The following is a 20,230-nucleotide window of genomic DNA, read 5'->3' as shown; positions in this document are numbered from 1 at the left end:
AGGGCGCGCCAGTGCTGCGCCAGATGCTCTACATGGCCGCCATGGGGCTCAAGCGGTGTCGTCGGGGGCAACCGCTCTACGACGAGCTGTCAAAACGCGGTCACCCCAGCACCGCCGTCTTCAACATCCTGGCCAGAAAGCTGGCCAGGATCGCCTGGGGTGTCTTCAAAAGCGGCCGGGACTTCGATCCGGCCATGCTGAAGGTGGGTCAAGCCTGCTTCCAGCAGGCTTGACCACGAACATAGGATCTCGACTGCTCTTCCTGCATCGCGCGAAATGCAGTCGAGCATGGCTCGACTCTACAGAAACCGGGTTACAACGCGTCCGCGTCCAGTTCACCGGTACGAATACGCACCACGCTGCCCAGGTCGTACACGAACACCTTGCCGTCACCAATCTTGCCGGTGCCGGCGGCCTTCACGATGGCCTCAACCACGGCCTCCACCTGGTCATCGGTCACCGCCACTTCCAGCTTCACCTTCGGCAGGAAATCAACCACATACTCCGCGCCACGGTACAGCTCGGTATGGCCCTTCTGGCGACCAAAGCCCTTCACTTCCGTCACCGTGATCCCGGTGACCCCACGCTCGGCCAGCGCTTCGCGCACGTCGTCGAGCTTGAACGGCTTGATCACCGCCATGACCATCTTCATCGTCTATCTCCTGTCTTCCGGCGTGGAGGATAGCGCCTGAACGCGGCCCGTGCGAAGCCGCCGCCGCCTGTCCGGGCGATGGGTGCCGGCAGTATCCTTGTGCCCGAATGGCCTGCCCGCGCCGGATGCACGGGCCCACCCCCACGGAGCACCCCATGATCGACCTGAACCACATCGATGACCTCGCCCGTCGCCTCAGCGACCTGGTGCCGCCGGGCCTGCGCGAATCGCGCGAGGAACTGCAGGCCACCTTCAAGAGCGCGCTGCAGGCCGGCCTGGCCAAGCTGGACCTGGTCACCCGCGAGGAGTTCGAAGTGCAGCGCGCCGTGCTGCTGAAGACCCGCGAGAAGCTGGACGCGCTGGAAACCGCCGTGCGCGAGCTGGAAGGGCGCGGCGCCGCAGAATGAAAAAAGGAGGCGCACCGCGCCTCCCGTTTACAGATTATTTCCCGGATGGGGCCTTGCAGCAAGGCCCACCGGGCGCCCTAGACTCGCCGGCCTGTCGATCCGGCAGGACACGCAGGGGCAGTGCCGATGGCGCAGGACACCGAATGGACACCCGTTGCGCATGACACCTGCGGCCAGGTCGCCGGGCCGTTCTACCACGGCACCCGCGCTGATCTGGCGGCGGGCGAGTTGCTGAGTGCGGGCTACCGCTCCAACTATCGCGACAGCGTGGTGATGAACCACATCTACTTCACCACCATTGCCAAGGGCGCCGGGCTGGCTGCGGAGATGGCCCGCGGTGCGGGGCGGCCGCGCGTGTATGTGGTGGAGCCGACCGGGCCGTTTGAAGACGACCCGAACGTGACCAACAAGAAGTTTCCCGGGAACCCGACGCGGTCGTATCGGAGTACGCAGCCGTTGCGGATTGTTGGGGAGATTGTGGAGTGGGAAGCCTACGACGCGGAGTTCGTTCGGCAGTTGAAGGCGTTTGTTGCTTCGGGGAGTGGGGAGATCATCAATTGATGGAGGAAGACGCCGACGGGGCACGTCGGCGTCTTCCTATCAACACGCTCGTGTGGCCCTTATCCGCGAATCGTGCCACACGGCATCTCATCCTCCAGTCGTCTCATCGCGGCGACCGCACCGGTATCACCTCAATCCGCAGGCTGTCCCTGGTCAGGGCAACCGATTCCGGATGAATCACCACTCCGCCCGGCTTCCCGTGTCGAACCCGCCGATTCCTTCTGCCGAGGAATCCGAAGATGCCAGCACCACCATCAGCACCTAGCTGGAGCGCATCATCGACCCAATGACGAACGCCGCAGTCAGGCCCGCCCAGGACAGTACCGCCACGACAATCAGCAACACCTTCCGATGCATCGCCTGCGCCTCATGCCGATATGGCGCCTTGCGGTCGTACGGCCTGATCAGCCCGAACAGCTCGCCAGAGACGGTCAGCGCTCCCAGCAGCAACAGGGCAAGCATGCAGAACCCGAACAGCGTTCCAACGCCGCTCACCCGGGCGGCGTCGGTTGCGGCATCGGAATGACCGGCAAGGGCCTCGAAGAACGTCCCTACCCAGCCGGCCAACAGCCCGGCCAAGATCCCGACGAACCCCAGATGGCTGAAAAGATGCACCCAGAAGCGGGCTGGAAGTTTCATCACGAGAGGTCCTTCATCCAGTCAGAAGTAGTGGGCCGGCCACCAATTGAACACATCAACCCGCATGTGTGCCCATCAGTGCTCGAGGTGCGTCTTCAGCTCGTTGGAATCCCTGCGCAGCAGATACAACGCCACCAGGAATGGCCACAGCGAGTTGATCGATGAGAACAGGCGCTGGGTCAGCCCTCTGAAGCCCTCCGGATCCGCGCCGGCCAGGTTCAACCAGAGGTAGACGATGCTCGCAATGCTCACCAAAGCGGTCACGGCGTACGCCCTTCGGTTGGCAGACCACGCGCTCAGTTCGATGTGCGACATCGCCGGTGCAATGATGTTTGCGATACCGATGGTGTAGAAGCCGTGCATCGGATGGCCCATGGGCCAGAGCCCATTGGTCAGCATGGAGATGCCAAAGATCATCCAGCAGATCGCGCCTACGGCAATCCGGCGGCCGGACTCCCGCCATACCCCAATGGCAAACGCCACAAACCCCACACCGGAGCCGATGGCAGCAATCCTGGCGCAAACGCTTGCGATCGTTGGCTCCTGCAGCAGCTCGCTAGCGTGTTGTGCAAGCGGGTTGTAGCCCGGCGCGAACACGGCGGCAACGCTGGTCCAGAACAGGAACCACGGAAGCGGGATCAGACCCGCAGACAGAAGAAGTCGATTGCGGCGTAACACGTACAGTGATCCTTGTATTGGCCTGCGCCAGTGGGTGGAATCCGTTCAAACGCCGCACATCCTTCCTGCTCCGCGCAGGACAGTTTCGGGTGACTACAGCAGTAGTCAGATTCTGCGTGACGTCCTACGGGGTCAATAGGCAGAAAGTCACTCACGCTTGGAAGCGAAGTACGCGTCACCCATCAGCGGCCGTCGCACCGGTTCCTTCGCCTTAGCGATCACACATTGCCGTCGGCCCGATGCTGTCGCATTTGCCGCGCCTTGCATCTCTGGCGGAAGGTTCTGACGACTCCGTTACAGAAGTGCCGTTCCGCCCAGCACGCCAAGGCTCTCGCCGCTTCCGGTGCTATGCGACAATGCCAAAAGCGTCTCGGGTTTTGGCGGCATTGACCCCTACCCGTTGGCATTCCGCACAACAGCAGGTAATCGTTACTGCACCACCGTGCATCGGTGGTCGGGACTCGAAAACCCGTTGTTGTGATGAAGTTTGCGCTTGCCAGCCGGCATCACCTTGCGTGGTGCCGGCTGGCAATCCGTCTGCCGGCTATGGCGGGCGGGGCGTGGGGGCCTCGTGCCCACCGGCGATCATCACACACCGGTTTTCGAGCCACGCCCTGTCCGCCACCTTTATCGGTGGCGGCTTCTGCCTGCATGCACGGAGCCCGCCATGACCACACCGCACTCCCCGCCCCCGCGCCCCATCCAGGAAGCGCGCTCGAACGCTCCAGCCCCGGACCCGAACAGCCTCATCGCCATCCTGCACGCCATCGGCGCGGGCGCTGCGGCCGACGGCCAGCCCTGGCCTGAGCGCCATCACCTGCGCAGCCGGCAGATGGCGTTGTCCGATGCCGACTGCGCCCTCACCGGCCAGCGCATCGTGCAGGAGATCCTGCTGGCCGCCGAGCGTACGCGCCAGAACGGTGAGTCTGAGCAGTACGTGGGCGACCGGGTGATGGAGGGGCTGGTGATGGCCGATCTGGCGCTGACCGCCTACATCCACGAGCGAATGCGACCCAAGGACTGAGCGCGCTTATTGCGCGGAGTTTTCTGCCTGTGTGCGGGGTGACGAATGAAGATGCACGGCCTTGCCGCTGCAGCGGTGTGCATCGCGGTGATCGGCGCGATGTGGTTGGAGTGGCCCGAGCCAGCGGACGATCAGGTGTGGGCCTACCAGAAGCTGCGGCCGGCCGATTACCGCCAGCTGCGCAGTGATGCGCTCGGCTTCGTTACCGCGAAGGCATACGAGGGCTTTGAACTGCACGCGCGCCATGCCGGAGCGACGTCCTTCGAGATCCGGTGCAAGGGCGTGCTGGTGATGGACGTGGAGAATGCGCCCTCGCGCGTGCTGATCCGCATGCCTGCCGATGCACGTTGGCGGGCGCCGGATATCGAACAGCTGCGTATCAGTTTCGAACATTGGTTGGATCTGTATCAAAGCGCGGGGCGGTTGTTGGTGGAGAGTGCGGGGCCATCGTGGGTTGAGGCGCGGTTTGGGCGCTTCAGTGGGGCGGTGCCTGATGGGCAGCGGTGCTTGCTGGGAGTTTTGGGCCGCCGTCGGCCGGAAGCCCTATAGCCGCTTCGTCCGCAGCTCCCGATGGCAGGCGGCAGCGTGCCTGTCGCGCCATGGGTTGCCCGCCTGCCGGGAACTGCATAGAGCCTGGTACCGGTCCAACGTCATGCCCGCGCCGAGCGGGTCTTGCCCGGTGCTTGGAATCCCGGCAGCAAACGGCATACACTGGCTCCGGCGCCCGCCTTGCTTGCACACGAGCAAAAACAGGCTGTATCCCCTGATCGATTCTTCTTCTGGCCAGCTGCCGGGGACTTAAACGTGTGCGCCTGACCCGGATCGGCTTGGCCATCGAGGACGAGTCATGCCTATCAAGCAATATATGTTTCATGTCCATGCGCACCTTCGGGCGCAGGGCTTCGCGTCGCTTACCCGCAGCCAGGTCCATGAGCTGCTGGCGGCCGCCGCCGGGTTTGCTAGTCACGCCGCGTTCCATCACCAGGCCGGGTGGTGCGACGTGGCCTGGCGCGATGCTGACCTCACAGTGGATGAAGACCGGGCCATCCAGCGGTGCCTGCACTTTGGGATGTCACCCGAGGAGGCCGAACGCACGGCCCAAGGCCTGGTCACCTTCCTCGGCGACTCCGGCTATGCGCCGGTTCGCTTCGAGGAGCTGATTGCTGCGCTCACGAGCGATGAAGACGAGTGGGCCGAAGCCGACGAGTCTGGCGATGCAGATTCGGCTAAGGTTGCCGAGTGGGTGTCGATCAACCTGATCAGCCGCATGCAGCAAGGGGTTGATGCGCTGCTCGGCGAGCTCCCCTTGCTGCTGGAAGGGTTGGAGGCGGCGGCAGCGCGCGGCGTAGCGGTTGCGCACCTGGCGACCGCGTACATTCTCGAGCCGTACGGGGGGCTGCAAGAGGAGGATGACCACCGCTTCGGTCGCGAGCTGCGCCGGCAAGGCCAGTGGTCGTCCGAGCCGGTGAGCTTCGCGGAGATTGCCACGGGCGGAGATAGCTCGTTCGTTCAAGTGGTGGCCAAACATCGGTACCACCTCCTTGCTGCTGCACGGGGTGGGAATAGGCGCGCGTTGCTGCTCACCGCGGAGCGATACGGTGACCCTGGTGCGCTTGAGCTTGAGCCGTCGGATGAAATGGATCCGTACGATATGGTCGATCTGGCCGATGCACACGGTCACCCTGAGCTGGCCCACCAGTGGCTGACCATGCTCGCACGCGAGGGCGAAGTATCCGCCATGCGTGAGCTCATCGAATATCGAGGCGAGACGCCGTTCCGCGCTTGGGTTTGGATGTATCTCTCGCGCATGCTGGGTCGGGACCTGAGCCAGGATCGACATGAAGCGATCAACGAGGACGGTACACCGTATGACGACGATGTCGGCGGACCCGCGTATGTCGGGGGCGTCGACGGAATCAAACTGATGCCACTCGCGGCCGAGGAGAACAGGCGTGCCGAAGAAGAGTCTGATCAGCTGTTCGCGGCAATCCGAGAGCGCTACAACCTGACCTGATCTAGTTCGTTCCAGGGCGGGCTCCTGCCAAGGGGGCCCGTCCGCACTTTCGCTTGGACGTCAACCATCCGCGACCATCAGATTGGGCTGACCGGTCGTATTGAACGGATTGCGTCACTGTCATCGATCAGATTCGCTTCCGGCCAGAGGCTGACCTCTCCGGGTACTCGACGAACCCGGCACCACACGTAGCAATCCTACCGTCCTGTGATCCTGGCCTGATGCTCGAGCATCAGGGGCAGCGCCGACATCATGGGCGGTCCGTACTGACGGAAACGGAGCCGTCCTCCCTCAGCCGGACGCTTACATAAACATCTGGCGGAGGTATCTGATTGATCGAAGCCCCCGAGGGAAGGATCTCCCAACTGGTGACCGAGCCGCAGACTGTTTTATGAGTCAACCTGCGACTATCCAACGCCCGTCTGGAAAGCTCGGAAACAACCACTTCAGGTGGGTGGCGATCAAAGCCCTTGTCGGCAGTGCAGGTCTTTCCACTCTGACCCATGGGATACGTTGAACTCTCCACCTCGTCCCTGCACCCCAGCAGACCCAGGATGAGCGAGAGGAGGGTTAGTATCCGAATGCATCGCATTGCCGGTTACTCCTTTCTTCCACTGCCCTGTTATACGCCTTGTCTATCGCAACTCCTCCGAGTCGCCATCGCGTAGCCGTAAGGAACGGTGCTTTGGCGCGAGCACTGGCCGGATGACAGACCCGTCCGGGTCAGGCGCTGCGCAGGATCGCCACCGGGGCTTCTTTGGCTGCTCGTCGGGCCGGAACAAATGCTGCGGCCTGGCCCAACAGAAGCACGGTCAGTACGCCAATGGCGAGAAATGGCGTCTCGATCCTGGCCACCTCGTAGTACCGGGCCACGGCCATGTTCAGGCCGATGGCCAGTACGGTGCCGACAACAGACCCGGTGGCGGTGAGAATCAGGTTCTCCACCAGGAAGTACCGGAGGATGTCGGATTTCCGGGCACCCAATGCGCGCCGGATACCGATCTGACGATACCGCTTGCGAACCCAGAAGCTGGCCAGTCCGTACACGCCCGTAGCCGTTACCACCAACAGCGCCAACCCGGAGCTCAGGAACATTATCGCCATGGTCTGATCGTGGCGGAAGTAGTCGGCGCGCAGTTCCCGGAACGAGGTGCTGCGGGCGATGGTGCGGTTTGCGTCGCGCTGCGACAAGGCCGCCTCACTGGACGCAATCACATCCGCCAGCCGCCCATCCGCGGCACGGATGGCGAACATCACGCGAGGCCCGTCCGGAATCAGCGGCAGGATGAGTGACATGTCATTGTCTGCATCGGTCTTCAGAACAGGCCGGGAAAGCGACTTGACGATGCCGACCACCTGGATGGGATGCTGCGCATCGGCATACAGGAACTTGCCGACTGCGCCGCCTTCCGGAAACAGCTTGTCTGCCAGTGCCTGCGAGACAACGGCCTCGCTTGCCTTGTAGAGCCCGGCATAGTCGGCGCTGGCCTCCATCGGCACGAACGCTCCCGCAGACAGGTCACGGCCGGCAACAAGGGTCAGGCCCAACACCTGGACTGCTGGCGAAGATGCCGTGTAGACAGTCGGCTCTGCCTCGACGATACCGGAGATGTCATTGTCTTCAAGCACCTTGTTGGTGAATCCCACCGACCAGCTGCGCTGGGAAAGGGGAAGCGACTCTGCTGCGACTACCTGTTCGACGCCTGGCTGTTGCCGGATGGCCTCCAGGTCGGTCCTGATCGAGGCTGCAGGGTTGGCTGCTGCAGGCCCCAGGTACTCGGTCTCGATGACGCCCAGGTTCGCCTCTTCCAGGCCCGTCTTGTAGGTGAGGGTTCCCAGCCGCTCGGACAGCAGAAACGCAAGGTTCGTCACGCACGCGGTGGCAACCAGCACCTGCACCAGAAGAATGGACGCGATGACGCGGTTGCGGGTGAGCGCGCGGACGACAAGGGGAACTTCTGCAATGCTCATTCTGACGCCTTGATCTGCATGGCCAGACGGCCCGAGGTAGCGCGCAGCGCAGGGAAGAACGCAGCGATCACGCTGGAGACACACGCCAGGCCCATGGTGAGAGCGGCCATGCTGAGATCCATGTTGGCCAGCGAGGCGTAGTCTTCCGGCTGCGTCCGCACAAGGTAGAGGCCGGCCTCTGCAACGATCAACCCTACCGCCCCGCCCAAGCCGCCGATGATCAGTGCTTCAGTGCAGAGCTGATAGATGACGTCCTGCCGACGCGCACCCAGCGCCCGACGGACCGATATTTCATGGGACCGGCGGATGAAGCGGGCGAAGATCAAGGCACTCATGTTCAGCAGGCAAACGATCAGGAACCCCAGGCACAGCGCCAACTGCAGCTTCACCTCGTTGGGGATGATGCGATGCTCGACCAGGAAGTCCTTCAGGGACACCATCCGCGGTGCAGTTGTCCTGTCAAACCTTCCCGCCTGGTGCTGTGCACGTGCGTAGTTGCCCAGGAAGCGCTCGTACTGCTCGACACTGGCCGCGTCAGGCAACTCGGCCCAGAACTGGATCCACGACGTGCGAGCGTCCTGCAGGCGATTGGGGGATTTGTCACCACTCCATGAAAAGACGCTGTTGGACACCGTCATCTGCATCTCTGCCGCGACACCTAACGGTATGAAGAAGTCTTCGCGCCCCTTGAACACGTCCTGCTGAAGGTCCGTATAGAACCGTGGGCGCGGGCTCCACGGACCGGCAACACCCACCACCGTGAATGCCTGGCCACCCAGCCGAACAGTCGTACCCACCAGGCCTTCACCGCCCAGATGAGCAGCCAGATCCTGACCCAGCACGACAACCCGGGCGTGGGCAGCATCATCTTCACGCGTCCAGGCCCTGCCCTGCACCACTGGGATGCCGAACATGGCAAACGCATCCGCAGTGACATACTGCCCTTGCGTGAAGAATGGAATCTGCACGCTGCGCTGCGCATCCACCAATAGACGAGCAGATGCCAGCGCGGCCTGATGGGAGGCCGGGGCCTGCCGCAGCAGGTTCTGGGCATCTACCCAGGTAAGGGCCACCCGCGGGTCCATGCCAGGCCTGACGTCGTAGGAGGTGGGGAGTGCGTCGATGAAGGGGTGATAGAGATGCTCGCTTCGCCCCGGCAGTGGATCCCACGTCATTGTCCGCACGACGGTCAACATCGTCATGCTCGCGCCAATGCCCAACCCCAGCGCCAGGATCAGCGCGGCGCTCATTCCCTTGGTTTCCAGAAGCCTGGTGCGGGCCAGCGCAAAGTAATGGCCTAACATATACGTCTCTCTAATGCAGGAATGTGGCCGCAGTCGGAATCACGTCCACCGGTTCAATCGAGATCCACGCTGTGCTGTTCTGCGCCCTGTCGCGGGCTTCCAGCAGATGCATCAGGCGGAAGCGCGAGCGCTGGACGATCCGAAGGATCGCTTCGATGCCCTTCTCGCTGCGATCCTTGATGAACGCCCTGGGTATCTTGTTCTGATTCAGGGCGTCCACAACGGCTTCCAGGGTCAGGTAACCAAGCCGCTGGGTAGAGGCACTGTCGATGAAGATCGAGGCGCTTTCCGCCATGCGCGGCAGAAACGCCGCTAGCAAGGCCTGGATGCTGTCCTGGGAGTGATTGAAGTCGGAGAAGACCATGTCAACTCCGCCGTCAAAGGCGGGGGCCCGGGCAATATCGGCAAAGCCGATTTCCTGCCAGTTGGAGACAACGTGATTCTCGACCCCGGCCCAATGGAATACGTGCTTCAGGAAAGCGGGATAGTCCTGCGCCTTTTCCCGCAGCAGATCGGCAAACGGCCCCTGCAGGCCCTCCACAAACCTGATGCCTGGCTCGCTGGAGAAGTGCGAGCCATTGTCGTAGGTGTGAATGACACCGCCACCGTTCTCCCGCAGCGCACCGGCCATCCAGGCCGCAGTGACGCCAAACCCGGTACCCAGTTCAACCACGATGCGTGGGCGCATCCGCTTGACCAAGCTATACAGCAGTACGCACAGATCCTCGCTTCCGTAGACCCAGCCCATGGACTCGCGCAGCGAGCTCAGCTTTTCAAGCAGCATTCACACCTCCGGTGTTGCCGGCAAGCAACCACGCATCCAACGCATCCTGCACAGCCGCATCGGCCGCGACGGAACGAAGGTAAGGCGAGAATGCATGGAAGGTTACCGCCTCATCCGTCACGTACAGGAGCATCTCTCCCGCTTCGGATCGGAAGGCGTGTGCGGCCGCTCGCGTTAGTTGCTCGCACACACCACCATCGACCTCAACGCTTTCACGGGGAAAGTGGATTCCGCTGTAGTCCCGCCCAAGGAACCACGCAACCACGGGGACGCCCTTCGGCCTGGAAACGTGGAACTGGTGTCTGCGGCGCTCTTCATCATCAAGCTGCCGTTCCTGCCGCCAGTCAAAAAGTGACCATACCGACTTCTGCATGGGGTCTTCGATGCGGGACAGGTCTGGTTCTTCGTAGCCAAAACTGTAGGCGAAGTCAGGCGTGTTCGCGCCTGGAAGAGCGCGTTCGAGTTCAAACCACTGCACGTTCAATGGAGCCAGGCACCGGGACACACCGCGCGTGCCCGTGTCGTGACAGAGGCTCACCCCCAGCGCCAGAAGCGGCTGCAGGCGGATATGGAACCAGCGGGCGTCCACTCCGCGCTCGGCCAGAAACTGTTCGATCTGCGTTCCTGCCAGTGAGAAGACCCGATTCACCACATTGGCTCCGCGGAACAGACGCTCGAGATGCGCACCTGGGCTCAAGCGGAGTACTTCGGGCCAGGGTTGGCCCTCCATTACCGGGATCAGTTCATCAATGTGCATGGCAGGGACACCTGTAGCCATGGCCCGCAGGGCGACAGGATCAAGGTGATCCGCATGGATGACGACCGTTCTGCTCATTGCTGCCACTCCCCATAGCGATACTGCCGCTTCATTTCGGCCTGCATTCGATCGATCATCTGCCCAACCTCACTATTGATGGCGTCCTTGGTCATCAACCGACCACTGAGATCCTGCTCGATCAGGAAGCCGGCAGCGCAGACGGCCAGCCTGCGTTGGACGTGGCGCTTGGCGGTTTCACCCAGGTCCGGCGAGACTTCAAGATGACGTTTCAGCAAGCGGTGGCACACGTAGTAGACGAAGACAGCGTGGATGTAGGAGGAGTTGGGAATGGGATTCCCGGACCAGGGAGATACGACACGATGCTGGTAGTCATTGGCAACGAAGAATCCGTTGGCCAGCTCCCATGCGGCCAGATAGTTGTGGGTGCTTTCATGCATGATGCTCTCCATGCATGCCTCAACCAGAAGTTCAGGGTTATGCGTGTTCAGCAGTCGAATGGAACCCGGCTGCCTCGGCACATGCTCCGAGCCGTAGCGGCCGGCTTCATCGGAGGTGACGTCTGCCGACTTGCGTACGGTGATCCGCCGGACGAAGTTGCGGATGAGAAGGCCGTACATGGGTTCTGCACTATCGATCGCCGCCAGTGCGTCTGACAGCTTTCGCGAGACATGCTCGCGCTCCGCATCGGTCAGCGGCAGGCACGGTTGGCTCAGCACTCCAGAGCGTGGCTCATGATGCCGCGCCGGTGGGCTCTCAAGATCCAACGCGATACAGTCACCCAGCTTCGGCAACTGCCGAAGGGTCCACACGCCCGTGGCATCCTTCTCCGCAACGCAGTCTCCAACCGGACTGTAGAGCTGCCACTGCCGCGCCTCCCTCAGGTACCTGCCTGTCCGTCCCTGTGCCAGTTCGGCGATCGACTTCTCCCGAGCGATGATGTCGTGCAGCGCGCCAAGCGCGCGGGCCTGTTCCTCCGCCCTCTCCTGCTCGTCGGCTCCCGCCTCCAGCCTACCCTTCCGTGCGGACTCCAGGCACAGATACTGCTCACAGAACTCGGAACTGAGCAGTACGCGGGCTTGGTGATCGGCACCGATTGACTGGTACATCTGGTGCATGACACGAGCCATGGCCCCGTACTGCTGGTCGGTAAGCACTTCCTGAAGTCGCGCTCTCATCCTGCGGAGTCTTGACCAGAGGATGCCCTCGACGACCGACTCCATGCTTTCTGTTGCATCTGCGATTTCCATCAGGCAGATCGGGTTTTCTACATCTGGCGGTTGGGCCTGGGCCATCGAACTCATTCTCCTACTCCATGTGGTGATCGCCGTCCTCGCCACTTGCTCCTGGCCGCTCTTATCCACCCTTCAAATCCACTTTGAGGTCGAAGACAAGAAGCCACCTCCGGCCTCCATAGGCTCTTCATGACAGTGATTCACGTGCAAGGGGCGGAGAGATCCCCGCCCCTCTCTCTTCAGACGTCGAATCGGGAATCCGCGGCAATGCGCGAAGCAAATGCCATCTGCTTGCTCGCCGTGTCATGATGGTGATGGGATCCGAATGAATCGGAGTGATGGTGCCCATCTGCGAGAAGCGCGGATTTTTCGTCTCTGAACTCACTGATGCTCAGAGACTGCATATCCGCCTGGATGGACGTCGACGCCGCAATGTCATTGGCGAAATCTCCGTTCGATGCAGCAGCAGAAGCCGAACCTGCTGCCGCGACACCCGCAATGATCAGCGTGAGGGACGAGAGAGTCTTTCCAGCAGTGCGTTGGGTCATTTTTCTTTACTCCATGTAATGGTGGGCATTTGATCTTCTGAGCTGCGAACGTGATCAGCGTTGTGGCTCAACTTGATTCAACGGCCCGCCGGCATCCAGCTGCAACCTCGCTGCTGTGCCGCGCACAGCTTCCGCCGCGCGCGGGCGGTTGCGCCCCAGCTTTCACTACGTGCAGAGGGCAACCATCACCAATCGAGTGCTTGAATTTGCGCTTGCGTGCTGGCCCCGAAAGGACGTCACTGTCGCTAACGTCTTGGCCAAAGATAGGGAGGACGTGGCGTTCATCCCGTATCGCCACGTGTCAGAAGCAGCGTCCTCAGCGCATTCAAGAAGATATTCGTGCGAGAACCGACATATGTAGAACTGCTACAGAATTGACGATCTGTATTGGCGCTCACACACTTCCCCGCACGCCCTGTGCAAGGGAGCATAGGAAGGGGAGTATTCATGGAGTTCCGCACTGATTCACTGTCCGCCCGGATCCGCGTTGCGCGTATCAGCAACGGGCTATCTCAAACCGATCTCGCCAAAGCCCTGAACGTAAACCGGGCGACGGTGGGCCACTGGGAACGCGAACTAGGCTTCGTGCCGTCTATCGACCATCTGCATGCGTTGAGCAGGGTCACGTGCGTGAGCGTATCTTGGCTGATTACGGGGAACACCATCGCCGATGGTGGGAAGCCTGAAGGTATGCGCCTGCAGATGGAAGCCCACATGTTGACGGCATCGCGCAACCTTCCGATCTCCCTCCTCGACAACATTGTTGAGTTGATGAGGTCTGCCGAACGACATATCTGACGTCGTCCCGACGACTGAACCACACGTAGTGGCTGGCCGGACAAATCCTATATGCACCGCCGGAGTACTCCGATGGTGATCGGCGCACCGCCGCCGCACCATCAAGCGCCCCTCTGCAGGAAACCACACATGAGCCTGGCGCTGGTCCACAGCCGTGCCCGCGCCGGGGTCGATGCCCCGCTGGTGCGGGTGGAAGTGCATCTCTCTGGCGGCCTTCCTGTCACTCAGATCGTGGGCTTGGCCGAAACCAGCGTGCGCGAATCTCGCGAGCGCGTCCGTGCCGCCCTGCTCTGCGCACGCTTCGACTTTCCGCAGCGCCGCATCACTCTGAACTTGGCGCCTGCCGACCTGCCCAAGGAGGGCGGCCGCTACGACCTAGCCATCGCGCTGGGCATTCTGGCGGCCAGCGGCCAGGTCGATCCGCAGTCGCTGCTGCAGTACGAATTCCTGGGCGAGCTTGGCCTGACCGGTGAACTGCGGCCGGTGGCCGGCGCGCTGCCGGCGGCGATTGCGGCGGCCGAAGCCGGACGCATCCTGGTGGTGCCGCCGGGCAATGCCGCAGAAGCTGCTCTGGCCGAGCACGCCGATGTGCGGGTGGCCCGTACCCTGCTGGAGTGCTGCGCCGGATTGGGCAATCCGCGCCTGCTGCCGCCCGTGGAACGCGTGGACACGACGCCATTGCCGCTGCCGGATCTGGCCGACGTGCGCGGGCAGGCGCATGCGCGGCGTGCATTGGAAGTGGCCGCAGCGGGTGGGCATCATCTGTTGTTGATCGGCAGCCCTGGCTGCGGCAAGACACTGCTGGCCTCGCGCCTGCCCAGCCTGTTGCCGGATACCGAAGAGACTGAGGCGCTGCAGCTGGCCGCGATTGCATCGGTGAGTGGCGATGGGGTGGACCCAAGACGATGGCGGCAGCGGCCCTTTCGAGCGCCGCATCATAGTGCGAGTGCGGCGGCGCTGGTGGGTGGCGGCAACCCACCCTGCCCCGGTGAAATCTCGCTGGCCCATCACGGCGTGCTGTTCCTGGACGAGCTGCCGGAATGGAACCGCAGCGCGTTGGAAACCCTGCGCGAGCCGCTGGAATCCGGCCACATCCGCATCGCCCGCGCGGCGCGCAGCGTGCAGTATCCCGCGCGGTTCCAACTGGTTGCAGCGATGAACCCTTGCCCGTGTGGCTGGGCCGGTGACCGCAGCAACCGCTGCCTGTGCAGCGATGAGCGCATCAACCGCTACCGTGCGCGCGTCTCCGGCCCGCTGCTGGACCGCATCGACCTGCATATCAGCGTGGCGCGCATGGACGCGGTGGAGCTGCGGGAGAGTACGCCGCTGGGTGAGCCCAGTGCTGCGGTACGTGCACGGGTGGAAGCCGCGCATGCCCGGCAGCAGGCGCGTGGCGGGCTCAATGCCCATCTGCCACCGGCGGCGCTGCGTGCCTGTACGAAACTGCGCGAGGCCGATCAGGATCTGTTGGAGCAGGCCATTGAGCGTCTGCAGCTTTCCGCACGGGCGATGCATCGAATCCTGCGGGTGGCGCGCACGATTGCGGATCTGGCGGGTTGCGAGGTGATCCAGACGGCGCATCTGGCTGAAGCGATTGGCTATCGGCAGTTGGATCGGGGAAAGCCTTAGAAATGCCGGTCGGGTTGGCTCTTGGTGGAGTCGACCGTTGGTCGACTCGCGTGCGAAGCGCGGCCTTCTGTGAAGTAGATGCAAAGAGCGGTCGACTAACAGTCGACCCCACCAAGGGCAGGCATCACGCCGCGGAATCCACCCGCCCACGCTTCGCCAGCAACGCCACCCGACGGCTGACCAGCGCGTGCAGCTCCGCCAGCTCCGACGCCCGGTCAGCCGTCATGTTCCCGCCGAACAACACCCGCGACAACGCCGCCTCGTCGCTGTCGTGCGGGTGCTGCCACCGGTCCCGGTACACCTTCTGGCACACCAGCCAGGCCAGCCGCAGCCCCCCACCGGGCAGCGGGCGGACCACGCGTTCGTAGACCTGCCAGAACTGGTACTCGGCCTGCAGGTCGATCACAGGCGCCACGGACAGCGCCTGCCGGGGCCGTCCATGACTCCGTATGCCGAACAACGGTGATCGGGGGTTGTACTGAGCCATGCGGACAGCATGACCCAGCAACATTGTGGGAACCTTGCGTCGCCGCCAGAAAATCCCTGTTGATTGCGCAAGGCGGGTTTGTGGACGGATCTGGGCACCTGCCTGGGGACCGCCAGGTGCATCCACGCATGGCGTGGATCTACTTAGAACGCCATCGAGGTACTGAACATCAGCTGCCGGGGCGCGCTGCGCTGCAGGGTCTGGTAATCCCCCGAGAACGACGAGCCGGCGATGGTGGCGGTGCCGATGTTGTGGCGGTTGAACAGGTTGCTCACGTCCAGCCGCAGCTCCAGGCCCGGCACGGCGCTGTCCGCACCGAAGCGGTAGGCGGCATAGGTGTTGACCTGCCAGAAGCTCGGCACGCGGATGTCGTTCTCGTAGGTGAAAGGCTGGCGCAGGTAGGAGGTGCTGGTGGCACCGAAGCGCCAGTCACCGAAGTGGGCGGACAGGTCGCTGACCAGCGAGATCTGCGGGTAGCCCGGCTGGGCGTTGCCCTTGATCGGGTACACCGTGTCGCCCACCACGAAATCGCTGTCGTAGTACGAACGGGCCACGGCCACGCCCTGGTAGAACTGCAGGTGGTCGGTCAGGTCGGCGGTGATGCCGAGGTCGGCGCCGATCACGTGCATCTTCGGCATCAACCGCACGGTGTTGATCTGCGCGAACTGGGTACCGATGGCGGCCGACAGCAGGCGGTTGCGGATGCAGTTGTAGAACACGTCACCGGTGATCGTCAGCCGGTCGAAGCGATGCGATGCGCCCACGGTCAGATTCCAGTTCTTCTCCGGGCGCAGCGTGCCGGCCACGCGGTCGAACTCTTCCTGGTCGGTGATGGTCCACGCGGAGGCGGTGTAGCCGATGTTGCCGCGCTGCGCCACGCGATAGCCGTTCATGGTATTGGCCAGGTCGATGAAGGCGTCGGTGGATTCGGTCGGGCTCCAGAACAGCGAGACGTGCGGCAGGAAGTTGCTCTTCGCGCGCAGCGTGCCGTTCACCGGGCGATCCTTGGCATCACCCAGGCCGCCACCGCTGGTGCGGAAGTCCACGGCCTTGAAGCCGACACCCAGCTTCAGCGTGTCGTTCAACACGATGTCGTCCTGCAGGTAGAACTGGCGCGAGCGGGTCACCCAGCTCGATGCGTTGTCGGTCTTGAACGCAGGTCCGTACACATCGAACGGACCGGTGGCCTTCAGCGGCGGGCCCTCGCCAAGCAGCGGCTGCTGGTACCACTCGGTCTTGGCCGCGGCCTTGCTCTTCTCCTGCCAGAAACCGGCGGTGAAGGTGTGCGCGCCGGTCTCGAACTGCAGGTTGACCATGCCACCCAGCCGATTCACACGCGGCGTCTGCACCTGTTCGGAGAACGGTGCGCCGTTGGGCGACGGCACGGTCGGGTCGGTCAGCGTGGCCTGGGTGTGGCTGTTGGCGTTGTACAACTGCACGTTGCCGCTCAGCGCCGGGGTGATCTGGAAGCGATGGTTGATCGAGGACACGCGATCGCGGGTGATCTGGCCGGTGTCGTACGGGATCAGTTCGGACAGCTCACCGCAGGTGTAGGCGCCGCAGGACTTGTCCGCATTCTCCGGCGAGGCTACGTACCAGGCCCACGCGTAGTCCGGATAGAAGATGTCGGCCTTCCAGCCCAGCTTGCGGATCATGTCGAAGGAAATGTTGTTGTAGCCCCAGACTTTGGCCTTGCTGTCGGACAGGAACACGGTGAAGTCGCCCCAGGCGACGTCCTGCTGCAGCTTCAGGTCGCCGCGCAGGAAGTTCTGGGTGCCCTCGCCCTGGTACTTGTCGGCGGACACGCGCTGCAGGTCGACCAGCACCTTCGGGCCATGCTCGCCGAGCTGGCCACTCTGCCCGGACACGGTGGTGACCAACGTGTTGTTGCTGCCCACGCCCTGTTTCACGCGCAGGCTGGGCGTGTCCTGCAGCTCGCGCAGGCGGTATTCCAGGCTGCCGCCGTTGACGCTGCTGGAGAACACGCTGACCGGTGCGCCACCGGGGCTGACCGTGATCGCGCCGATGCCATCGGGCACGCCCACGTTCACCACGCTGGTGCCGGTGAGCGAGAGGAAGCCGTTGTCGTTCAGTGGCACGCCTTCGAAGGTGATGCCCATTTCGTTCATGCGGAAGCCGCGCACGAACAGGCTCGTGGCCGAGATATCCAGGCCCAGCCCATCGGTGGCGGTGTAGCTGGCGCCCGGCACCTGCTTGAGCATGGCCAGGCCATTGTTGCCGGTGACCATCGCGTCGAGGTCTTCAGCCTTGATGATGTAGCGGTTGGGGCCAACCACCTGGGTAGGCGCAACGGCCGCGCCGCGTGGCGTGGCGATGACCTGCAGCGCGTTCAAGGTGGTGGGGGTGTCATGTGTGGCATCGTGCGTTTCTGCGGCGTACGCAGGTGCGGTGATGGCCGTGATGATGGCCAGAGCGAGGCGCGTCGTGGGTGGGGTGTTCATGGGCAGATCCAGGTGCAGGGAGAGAGCGGCGCAGGCGCACGCCCAGCGCGTTGCAGCACCGGTGTCGGCGCCCTGGCTGGCGATGCGATTGCGTTGAGGGAGTGACGGCGCGGTGTGCGCCGGTCAGCAGACGAAGGCGATCATCTGCCGTGGGATTCGATGGGGTGATTTCGACGTGCGAAATTCTTGCATCGCACAGGCGCATTCGCCATTGCGCGGTAGTACAGCGCGGATGGCGATGGGGATGGGTGGGTTATACGTGGGTATAGCCTGGGTCGGCACATACGGTGCGCGTGTGCCAACCAAGGTTGGCACCTACCGAGGCGGACGGGACCCGGTAGAGGCCGACCTTGGTCGGCGCTTGCCGTCTGCGTGTGCCAACCAAGGTTGGCACCTACCAGGGCGGATGGGACCTGGTAGAGGCCGACCTTGGTCGGCGCATACGGTGTGCGTGTGCCAACCAAGGTTGGCACCTACCGGGGCGTAGGGGCGCGCGGTTACTGCAGGACGAAACGCTCAATGGCGCGCGCCACGCCTTCGTCTGCATTGCTGGTGGTCTCGAACCGCGCCACCACCTTCACCGAGTCGATGGCATTGCCCATCGCCACGCTGGTACCGGCGTACTGCAGCATGGTCAGGTCGTTCTCCTGGTCGCCGATGGCCATCACGTTGGCGCGGTCGATGCCCAAGTGCTCGGCCAGCTTCTGCAGGCTTGGGCCCTTGCCAGCGCGGTGGTCAAACACTTCCAGGAAGAACGGTGCGCTCTTCAGCACCGCGAAGCGCTCGGTCAGTTCGCTGGGCAGGCGCGCGATGGCGGCATCCAGCACGTCGGGCTCGTCGATCATCATCAACTTGATGAACGACATGGACGGGTCCATGTCTTCCACGCGGCGGTAGGACAGTGGCATCCGCGAAAGATGCGAGTCAGCCACGGTGTAGTAGCTGATGTCCTGGTTGGGCGTATACATGCGCCGGCTGTCCAGCGCCTGGAAGTGCACACCCAGATCGCGGGCCACCTGCTCGCAGAACAGGAAGTCGTCGAAGCTGAGCGGATACTCGACCACGGTTTCGCGCGTGCCGATACGCTGCACCAGGCCACCATTGCAGGCGATGCAGTAGTCGTCGTCGCCGGCGATGTCCAGCTCGTGAAGGAACGGTGCCAGGCCGGGAACCGGGCGGCCACTGGTCAGCACGATGTGCACGCCCAGCGCGCGCGCCTGTGCGATCGCCTGCTTGGCCCGCGCGGTAAGCGTGTGGGTGGGATCCAGCAGGGTGCCATCCATGTCGATGGCGACCAGTTCGATGGTCGATTGCCTGCGGCCCATGTCCATTGCGTTCAACTCGTGCGGGGCACGCCAGTTTACCCCCTCATGCCCGGTTCACCTCTTTGCCCACGTTGGCCGGGATACTTCGGGAGCCTGTGCGTCCCCCACCGCAGGACGGCCCATTGACCGCCCTTCCCTGGAGAACCTTGCGACGCATGACCTACCGTGCCCCCGAAACCAATGACAGCGCGCCCCTGGCCCAGCAGATCGAGCAGATGATCGACGAGCTGCCCGGCGACCAGGTGAGCGTCGGCACTCTGCTCAGCGCGCTGGGCGATGAAGGCCTGCTGCTGATCGTGATCCTGCTCTCGGCCATCTTCATCATTCCGGTGTCGATTCCCGGGCTGAGTACGGTGTTTGGTGCCTCGATCCTGCTGATCGGCCTGAGCCGCGTGCGCAACCGCCCGCTGTGGGTGCCGCAGAAACTGGCGCGCCGCGAGATCGCCACCGACAAGCTGAAGGCCAACTTGGGCCGTGCGCTGAAGTGGGTGCACCGCATGGAGCGCCTGTCGCGGCCGATGCGGCTGGCGGTGATGGTGCGCTCGAAGAAGATGATGCGCCTGAACAACCTGATGCTGGTGTTCGCGACCCTGCTGCTGATGGCCCCGGCCGGGCCGATTCCCTTCAGCAATACCTTGCCGGCGCTGGCCCTGATGTCGTTTGCGATTGGCTTCATCCAGCGCGATGGTGCGGCGGTGGCGGCCGGTTATGGTTTCGTGGTGGCTACGGTGGTGTATTTCGGCGTGCTGCTGGGTGGTGTGGGGTTTGCTGCCGAGTCGGTGTTCAGCGGGCTGCGCGCGGCACCTTCGGAAGTGTAGAGCCGGGCCCAGGCTCGGCGGCTTATGGCTTTTTGTAGAGTCGGGGGGGGGGGGGGGGGGGGGGGGGGACGGGGGGGGGGGGGGGGGGGCGCGGAACGGGGCCGCTCTCAAGCCCGCGC

The 20,230-nt window shown here is 63.4% G+C and carries 20 protein-coding genes and 1 pseudogene; 9 read left to right on the top strand and 12 right to left on the bottom strand.

Annotated features, from left to right (window positions below; translation table 11 throughout):
- A pseudogene (locus V3B48_RS14370) lies at positions 1-233 on the top strand (IS110 family transposase); the annotation flags it as partial.
- Positions 234-313: 80 nt separating this feature from the next.
- On the opposite strand, the gene V3B48_RS14365 reads toward V3B48_RS14370, so the two are convergent.
- Positions 314-652, bottom strand: coding sequence for a P-II family nitrogen regulator (locus V3B48_RS14365; protein WP_005411374.1), 339 nt, complete (start codon positions 650-652; stop codon positions 314-316).
- A gap of 155 nt (positions 653-807) precedes the next feature.
- Between V3B48_RS14365 and V3B48_RS14360 the strand changes: the two genes are divergently transcribed.
- Both V3B48_RS14360 and arr read left to right on the top strand, forming a co-directional pair.
- On the top strand, positions 808-1,059 hold the full coding sequence (locus V3B48_RS14360) for an accessory factor UbiK family protein (RefSeq protein ID WP_049456468.1): 252 nt from the start codon (positions 808-810) through the stop codon (positions 1,057-1,059).
- A gap of 126 nt (positions 1,060-1,185) precedes the next feature.
- On the top strand, positions 1,186-1,620 hold the full coding sequence (gene arr / locus V3B48_RS14355; protein ID WP_329893963.1) for an NAD(+)--rifampin ADP-ribosyltransferase: 435 nt from the start codon (positions 1,186-1,188) through the stop codon (positions 1,618-1,620).
- Positions 1,621-1,881: 261 nt separating this feature from the next.
- Here arr and V3B48_RS14350 read toward each other — a convergent pair whose 3' ends face one another.
- Together V3B48_RS14350 and V3B48_RS14345 are read right to left on the bottom strand one after the other, a co-directional pair.
- Positions 1,882-2,259, bottom strand: coding sequence for a hypothetical protein (locus V3B48_RS14350; RefSeq protein ID WP_125894266.1), 378 nt, complete (start codon positions 2,257-2,259; stop codon positions 1,882-1,884).
- Between the two features lie 75 nt (positions 2,260-2,334).
- Positions 2,335-2,937, bottom strand: coding sequence for a DUF998 domain-containing protein (locus V3B48_RS14345; protein WP_329893962.1), 603 nt, complete (start codon positions 2,935-2,937; stop codon positions 2,335-2,337).
- A gap of 667 nt (positions 2,938-3,604) precedes the next feature.
- Between V3B48_RS14345 and V3B48_RS14340 the strand changes: the two genes are divergently transcribed.
- The 3 genes from V3B48_RS14340 to V3B48_RS14330 all read left to right on the top strand — a co-directional run bounded on the left by V3B48_RS14340 (position 3,605) and on the right by V3B48_RS14330 (position 5,975).
- Entirely contained in the window at positions 3,605-3,961 is a 357-nt protein-coding gene (locus tag V3B48_RS14340) for a hypothetical protein (protein WP_329893961.1), read from the top strand.
- Positions 3,962-4,006: 45 nt separating this feature from the next.
- Positions 4,007-4,510: a cold-shock protein gene (locus V3B48_RS14335; RefSeq protein ID WP_329893960.1), complete on the top strand. Its 504-nt coding sequence runs from the start codon at positions 4,007-4,009 to the stop codon at positions 4,508-4,510.
- Between the two features lie 298 nt (positions 4,511-4,808).
- Entirely contained in the window at positions 4,809-5,975 is a 1,167-nt protein-coding gene (locus V3B48_RS14330) for a hypothetical protein (protein WP_329893959.1), read from the top strand.
- A 723-nt stretch (positions 5,976-6,698) separates the two neighbouring features.
- Here V3B48_RS14330 and V3B48_RS14325 read toward each other — a convergent pair.
- From V3B48_RS14325 to V3B48_RS14300, 6 genes are all read right to left on the bottom strand, one after another.
- Positions 6,699-7,946, bottom strand: coding sequence for an FtsX-like permease family protein (locus tag V3B48_RS14325; protein ID WP_329893958.1), 1,248 nt, complete (start codon positions 7,944-7,946; stop codon positions 6,699-6,701).
- A complete protein-coding gene (locus V3B48_RS14320) occupies positions 7,943-9,196 on the bottom strand; it encodes an ABC transporter permease (RefSeq protein WP_232528132.1) in 1,254 nt (417 codons plus the stop codon). The genes V3B48_RS14325 and V3B48_RS14320 overlap by 4 nt, the downstream gene beginning before the upstream one ends.
- Positions 9,197-9,260: 64 nt before the next feature.
- On the bottom strand, positions 9,261-10,034 hold the full coding sequence (locus tag V3B48_RS14315) for a class I SAM-dependent methyltransferase (protein WP_329893957.1): 774 nt from the start codon (positions 10,032-10,034) through the stop codon (positions 9,261-9,263).
- Positions 10,024-10,869 (bottom strand): hypothetical protein, encoded by an 846-nt coding sequence (locus V3B48_RS14310; RefSeq protein ID WP_329893956.1) that lies wholly within the window; start codon positions 10,867-10,869, stop codon positions 10,024-10,026. The genes V3B48_RS14315 and V3B48_RS14310 overlap by 11 nt, the downstream gene beginning before the upstream one ends.
- Complete coding sequence (locus V3B48_RS14305) at positions 10,866-12,113, bottom strand: hypothetical protein (protein WP_329893955.1); 1,248 nt, start codon at positions 12,111-12,113, stop codon at positions 10,866-10,868. The genes V3B48_RS14310 and V3B48_RS14305 overlap by 4 nt, the downstream gene beginning before the upstream one ends.
- Positions 12,114-12,283: 170 nt before the next feature.
- Positions 12,284-12,592, bottom strand: coding sequence for a hypothetical protein (locus V3B48_RS14300; RefSeq protein ID WP_154353487.1), 309 nt, complete (start codon positions 12,590-12,592; stop codon positions 12,284-12,286).
- Between the two features lie 447 nt (positions 12,593-13,039).
- On the opposite strand from V3B48_RS14300, the gene V3B48_RS14295 reads away from it, so the two are divergent.
- Both V3B48_RS14295 and V3B48_RS14290 read left to right on the top strand, forming a co-directional pair.
- Entirely contained in the window at positions 13,040-13,390 is a 351-nt protein-coding gene (locus V3B48_RS14295) for a helix-turn-helix transcriptional regulator (RefSeq protein ID WP_049400816.1), read from the top strand.
- Between the two features lie 129 nt (positions 13,391-13,519).
- The gene (locus V3B48_RS14290) at positions 13,520-15,019 is read left to right on the top strand and encodes a YifB family Mg chelatase-like AAA ATPase (protein WP_329893954.1); all 1,500 of its coding nucleotides are present in this window, start codon (positions 13,520-13,522) and stop codon (positions 15,017-15,019) included.
- 124 nt (positions 15,020-15,143) lie between these two features.
- On the opposite strand, the gene V3B48_RS14285 is transcribed toward V3B48_RS14290, so the two are convergent.
- The 3 genes from V3B48_RS14285 to yidA all read right to left on the bottom strand — a co-directional run bounded on the left by V3B48_RS14285 (position 15,144) and on the right by yidA (position 19,299).
- On the bottom strand, positions 15,144-15,530 hold the full coding sequence (locus V3B48_RS14285; RefSeq protein WP_329893953.1) for a hypothetical protein: 387 nt from the start codon (positions 15,528-15,530) through the stop codon (positions 15,144-15,146).
- A gap of 119 nt (positions 15,531-15,649) precedes the next feature.
- The gene (locus V3B48_RS14280; RefSeq protein ID WP_329893952.1) at positions 15,650-17,968 is read right to left on the bottom strand and encodes a TonB-dependent receptor; all 2,319 of its coding nucleotides are present in this window, start codon (positions 17,966-17,968) and stop codon (positions 15,650-15,652) included.
- A gap of 497 nt (positions 17,969-18,465) precedes the next feature.
- Positions 18,466-19,299, bottom strand: a complete 834-nt coding sequence (gene yidA, locus V3B48_RS14275) for a sugar-phosphatase (RefSeq protein WP_329893951.1) — start codon at positions 19,297-19,299, stop codon at positions 18,466-18,468.
- A 149-nt stretch (positions 19,300-19,448) separates the two neighbouring features.
- On the opposite strand from yidA, the gene V3B48_RS14270 reads away from it, so the two are divergent.
- The gene (locus V3B48_RS14270) at positions 19,449-20,111 is read left to right on the top strand and encodes an exopolysaccharide biosynthesis protein (protein ID WP_049421123.1); all 663 of its coding nucleotides are present in this window, start codon (positions 19,449-19,451) and stop codon (positions 20,109-20,111) included.
- The last annotated feature ends 119 nt before the right edge of the window (positions 20,112-20,230 follow it).

It is taken from the genome of Stenotrophomonas sp. SMYL20, assembly GCF_036320045.1.
GTDB lineage: Bacteria > Pseudomonadota > Gammaproteobacteria > Xanthomonadales > Xanthomonadaceae > Stenotrophomonas > Stenotrophomonas maltophilia_A.
Note: the sequence above shows the minus strand (reverse complement) of the source record. Positions and strands in the feature narration are given on the sequence as shown.